Raw genomic sequence first — 4,957 nt, 5'->3', positions numbered from 1 at the left:
CCCCGCCCGGCGGCGGCCCCCGACGCGACGTCCTCGCCGAGGCCGAGCGGCTGTACGAGAAGAACTCGACGGCCATCACCGTCGCCCGCGACCACGGCCTTCTCATCCGAGCCGGCTTCGTCGTCGGCCACATCGGCATGACCCGGTCCCTGCTGGAGGAGAACCTCCAGCGGATCCTCGCACTGATCTCCGAGGGCGGCGCGTACGGCGTCTTCTCCGCGGTCGACGTCGAGGTGCTCTCCCCGCAGCCCGGCGCCCGCGACTACACCTACCTCACCGACCCGGCCGCCGCACAGACCGCCGCATCCCGGCTGGGCCTGAGCATCGCCGACGAACCGCTCCTCGCCAAGATCGCCCAGCGCTGGAGCGGGCAGGCCGTCATCCCGCCGGAGGACGCCATGCGCGACTACGCCACGGCGCTGATGCCCGAGGTGTCCTTCGAGGACCTTGCCGCAGCTCGCGCGACGATCCGCGCCCACGCCAAGGCCTGCGGTGTCGTCATCGGCGAGTAGCTGCCCAGTCCACCGTGCCGCACCGAGGAGGACCGCATGCGTCTGACCCCCGCCGAAAGCGACCGGCTTCAGCTGTACCTGGCCACCCTGCTCGCCCGGGAACGCTGCGGCCGTGGCCTGCAGCTCAATGTGCCCGAGGCGACCGCGCTCATTGCTCACGCCGCCTGCGAGGCCGCTCGGGACGGCGCCCGCGTGGACGAAGCGGTCACCGCGGCCCGTCAGGTCCTCACCGCCGCCGACGTCCTGCCCGGCGTGGCACACCTGCTCACCGAGATTCAGGTCGAGGCCGTCTTCGACGACGGCACCAAACTCATCGTCGTCACGGACCCCATTCCAGCCCTCGGCGACCCGCAGTCCGCACCAGGCGCCGTCCTGGCCGCCCCCGTCTCCGTCCCCGAGTACGCCGACCCGGTCACGATCACGGTCACCAACACCGGCAGCGTGCCCGTCAGCGTCGGCAGCCACTTCCACTTCTTCGAAGCGAACCGGGCTCTCGCCTTCGACCGCGCCGCTGCCTACGGCACCCGCCTTGCCATCCCGGTCGGCTCGGTGACTGTCTTCGACCCCGACACACCCCGCACCGTGACCCTCACACCACTGGGCGGCGACCGCATCGTCATCGGCTTCGCCGGACTCGTCGACGGCCCCCTGGACGTGCCCGGCGCACGCGAGCGGGCCCTGCACCGCGCCCACACCGACGGCTACCTCGACACCGGCTCCGCCGCCCAGGAAGGCCACCCCGCATGAACAGCCTGCGCTACACCGAGCTCCACGGCCCCACCACCGGCGACCGGATCCGCCTCGCCGACACCGGCCTGATCCTGTGCGTGGAGGACGACGCGCAGCTGCGCGGTGAGGAGTTCGTGACCGGCTACGCCAAGACCGCCCGCGACGGTATGCACATGAAGGCCGAACTCACCCCCGACACCTGCGACCTCGTCGTCTCCAACGTGATCCTGGTCGACCCCGTCGCCGGAATCCGCAAGGTGTCCCTCGGTATCAAGGACGGCCGCATCCACTCGATCGGCCGGGCCGGAAACCCGGACACCCTCAACGCGGTCGACGTTGTCGTGGGCACCGGCACCACCGTCATCGCCGGGGAAGGCCTCATCGCCACGCCCGGCATCGTCGACACCCACGTCCACCTCGTCTCCCCGCGCATCCTGGACGCCGCGCTCGCAGCCGGCGTCACCACCGTTGTGAGCCAAAACTTCGGCCCGACCTGGGGCTGCGGCGTGACCGCACCCACCGAACTGCACCACGCCCTGCGCGCCTTCGACGCCTGGCCCGTGAACATCGCCCTGTTGGCCCGAGGCTCCAGCGCCCACCCCGCCGGACTCGTCCGAGCACTGGTCGAAGGCGGCGCGTCCGGCTTCAAGGTCCACGAGGACATGGGAGCCCACGCCCGCGCCCTGGACACTGCACTGACCGTCGCCGACGAACACGACGTCCAAGTCGCCCTGCACAGCGACACCCTCAACGAAGCCCTCTACGTCAACGACACCCTCGCCGTCATCGCCGGTCGAACCTTGCACGCCTTCCACGTTGAAGGCTGCGGCGGCGGACACGCCCCCAATGTGCTGCAGATGGCCGGGGTCCCCAACATCATCGGCTCCTCCACAAACCCCGGCCTCCCCTTCACCCGCGACACCGCCGCCGAACACCTCCACATGATCGCCACCGTCCACCGGCTCGACCCCGGCAGCCCCGACGCCCTGCGCCTGGCCGCCGACCGGATCCGCACCGGCACCCTCGGCGCCGAAGACGTTCTGCACGACCTCGGCGTCATCCCCATCACGTCCTCGGACTCCCAGGCCATGGGCCGCATCGGCGAGACCGTGCGCCGCACCTTCGGCGTCGCTGCCAAGATGAAAGCCATCGACCCCGAGCCGAGGGCCGACGACAACGAGCGCATCCTGCGCTACCTCGCCAAGCTCACCATCAACCCCGCCCTCGCCCACGGCATGGCCCACGAGATCGGCGCCCTCACCCCCGGACGCCTCGCCGACATCGTGCTGTGGGACCCGCGCTACTTCGGCGCCAAGCCCCACTTGGTCCTCAAGGCCGGCTACCCCGCCTACGGCGTCACGGGAGACCCCAATGCCTCCACCGAATCCTGCCAACCCCTCGTCCTGGGAGCACAGTTCGGCTCCTTCGGGGAGACCGCGGCTGACCTGTCCGTCGCCTTCGTCAGCCAGGCCGCCCACGCCAGCGGCACTGACCAACTACCCACCCGCCGCCGACGCGTCCCCGTACGCGACACCCGCAGAATCGGGCTGGCCACTATGCGCCTCAACGACCGCACCGGCAACGTCCGGGTGGCCTCCAACGACGGCCGCGTCACCCTCGACGACACCCCCATCAGCTCGCCGCCCGCCGAGCACACCGCTCTCAGCCGCCTCTACTTCCTGTGACCGGCCACCCCACCGAACAGGCCCGCCCGAAGGAGTCCGCCATGCCCCGGAGCACCGCTGCAGCCGAGCTTCTCGCACACGCCCGCGCCACCATCGACCTGCCCGGCGACGCCGTCAAGACCCTGACCGCGCTGTACACGGGGGCCACCGACTTCTTCACCCAGGACGAGGGCGTCAAGCGCACCCACGGCAGCGACGACTTCACCTACGGCTTCCGTCCGTACGGCCGCCAGTACTCCATCAGCCCCGACCGGCCCGACATGAACGAGAGCTTCACCTACTGGGCGGACAACCCCGCCACGGTCCCGCACCACGACGCCCCCAGCGTCACGCCGTTTCTCCAAGCCCTCCACGACTACTGGGCCGTGGCCGCCGGCATCACAGAGAACGTGCTCACTGACCTGTCGGCCCACTACCGGCAGCAGACGGAATCAGCCGTGCCGTTCCGGGACTACTCCTACCTGGAGATCAACTGGTACCACCCCAGCGACCGCGACCTGCTCCAGGATCGGCACGAGGACGGTCACCTACTCACCCTGGCCGTCTCCGACGGACCGGGGCTGGAGATCGAAACCGACGGGTGGATGAGCCCCGTCCCCGTCCACGACAGCCAGCTCCTGGCGATGCCCGGCAGCCTCCTCACCGCGATGACTGATGACGACATCCCCCCGCTCTACCACCAGGTCCGCAACCACCTGCTCCCGCAGCGCCTGACCGTGCTCTTCCTGGCCAACCCGCCCCTCGACCGGCCCGTGCCACCCCTCGCGAGCCGCGAGGGACGGGCCGTCGACGTCGCGCAGCTCGCCCGCACCAACGGGGCAATGTTCGGTCTCCCCGCAGCACCGAGCCGCCCCGCTGAGCAGGCTGACGGCCAGCGCACCTGAATCCGGACGTCAGGCCAGTGCCCGGTCGAAGACCTCACGGTGCGCGTAGACGAAGCGGTGCTCCCGCTTACTCCAGGCGATCCGGTCGGCCAGAACGTCCGGCGCGGCGGGGGCAGTCTCCGGGTGTGCCAGGCACTCCGCCCAGAAGCGGACGTTGCGCGACTGGCGCTCGAGGATGCAGTCGGCCAGCGCGCGGCGCTCGGCCTCCTCCAGCCCGTACACGTCGGCGATGAGCCGTACCTGGGCCGCCTGGTCTGCCAAAGCCATGACCTGCTTGGACGAGATCGACCACGTCCAGGCCATGTACGCGACGTCCTCAAGCCGACCACCCGCAGCGGCCTGCTCGAAGTCGATAAAGGCAACCGGGATACCGTTCTGGAAGACCGCATTGTTCGGCCCAGGGTCGTGGTGGCACACCACATCGAACCGGCCGGCCAGATTGCTGCCGCGCGTCGCGTCATGCATCTCACGCAGAAGGCGAGCAGCTGCCCGAACCTGATCGTCCGACCAAGGCTGAAATTTCGCCGGAACGTCGCCGTCGATATAGGTGAGAATGTCCTTGCCGTCCACCTGGCCCAAATATTTCGGGGCGCCGCGGAAATTCTGCTGCTCAAAGATTTTCAGAAGGGAAGCCATGAATTCCGATGAATCCGAAGCGGGCCGCAGCACCGTGTCATCTCTTCGGAGGACTTCCGAGGCCATGCGACCCCCGGTCAGTGCGACTGCACCACCAGACGCATCAGTCATTGCCGCCGCTCCCACACCTTGATCACCAATAGACTCGCGCACATCGCGCAGCTCTCATTCACGCAAGGACATCCAGAGTCCGTCCTGCAACCCGAGCGAGCGTAGCGGAGCCAGGGGCGGCGGCGGCCCAAGCTCGGCGAAGTAGACACCTTGGTGTGGAAAGCACGCCGTTTTCAAGATCGGTCTTTTCCGGGGAACGCTCGGGAGGAGACCTCTTCTGATTGCGGCCAACCAGCGGTGACAGGTTCTGAGCGTCTCCCGAGTGACCTGTGGGTGAGCTTCTCGGCGCGGAGTGTCACCCGCAAGATGGCGCAGAGTCGACAGCAGCCTGCGGGCCCCGCCGCCCCCCCCCCGCGCGGGGGGGCGCCCCCCCCCCCAGTGGAGGGGGCCACCCCGGCGA

The 4,957-nt window shown here is 69.4% G+C and carries 5 protein-coding genes; 4 read left to right on the top strand and 1 reads right to left on the bottom strand.

Annotated elements, in window-relative coordinates:
* The 4 genes from ACFWY6_RS44065 to ACFWY6_RS44050 form a co-directional block, all read left to right on the top strand.
* On the top strand, window positions 1-512 hold a 512-nt coding region (locus ACFWY6_RS44065), incomplete at its 5' end, for a hypothetical protein (protein WP_384703155.1).
* Between the two features lie 36 nt (window positions 513-548).
* The gene (gene ureA, locus ACFWY6_RS44060; RefSeq protein ID WP_384703154.1) at window positions 549-1,259 is read left to right on the top strand and encodes an urease subunit gamma; all 711 of its coding nucleotides are present in this window, start codon (window positions 549-551) and stop codon (window positions 1,257-1,259) included.
* Window positions 1,256-2,926, top strand: coding sequence for an urease subunit alpha (locus ACFWY6_RS44055; protein WP_384703151.1), 1,671 nt, complete (start codon window positions 1,256-1,258; stop codon window positions 2,924-2,926). The genes ureA and ACFWY6_RS44055 overlap by 4 nt, the downstream gene beginning before the upstream one ends.
* A 41-nt stretch (window positions 2,927-2,967) precedes the next feature.
* Window positions 2,968-3,810 (top strand): hypothetical protein, encoded by an 843-nt coding sequence (locus tag ACFWY6_RS44050; RefSeq protein WP_384703148.1) that lies wholly within the window; start codon window positions 2,968-2,970, stop codon window positions 3,808-3,810.
* A gap of 9 nt (window positions 3,811-3,819) precedes the next feature.
* Here the strand turns inward: ACFWY6_RS44050 and ACFWY6_RS44045 are convergent, their stop codons facing one another.
* Complete coding sequence (locus tag ACFWY6_RS44045; RefSeq protein WP_384703146.1) at window positions 3,820-4,512, bottom strand: phosphotransferase; 693 nt, start codon at window positions 4,510-4,512, stop codon at window positions 3,820-3,822.
* Window positions 4,513-4,957 lie beyond the last annotated feature (445 nt).

Origin of the sequence: Streptomyces sp. NPDC059037, assembly GCF_042740015.1 — a bacterium.
Lineage (GTDB): Bacteria > Actinomycetota > Actinomycetes > Streptomycetales > Streptomycetaceae > Streptomyces.
This window is presented reverse-complemented; position numbering and strand designations above follow the sequence as displayed.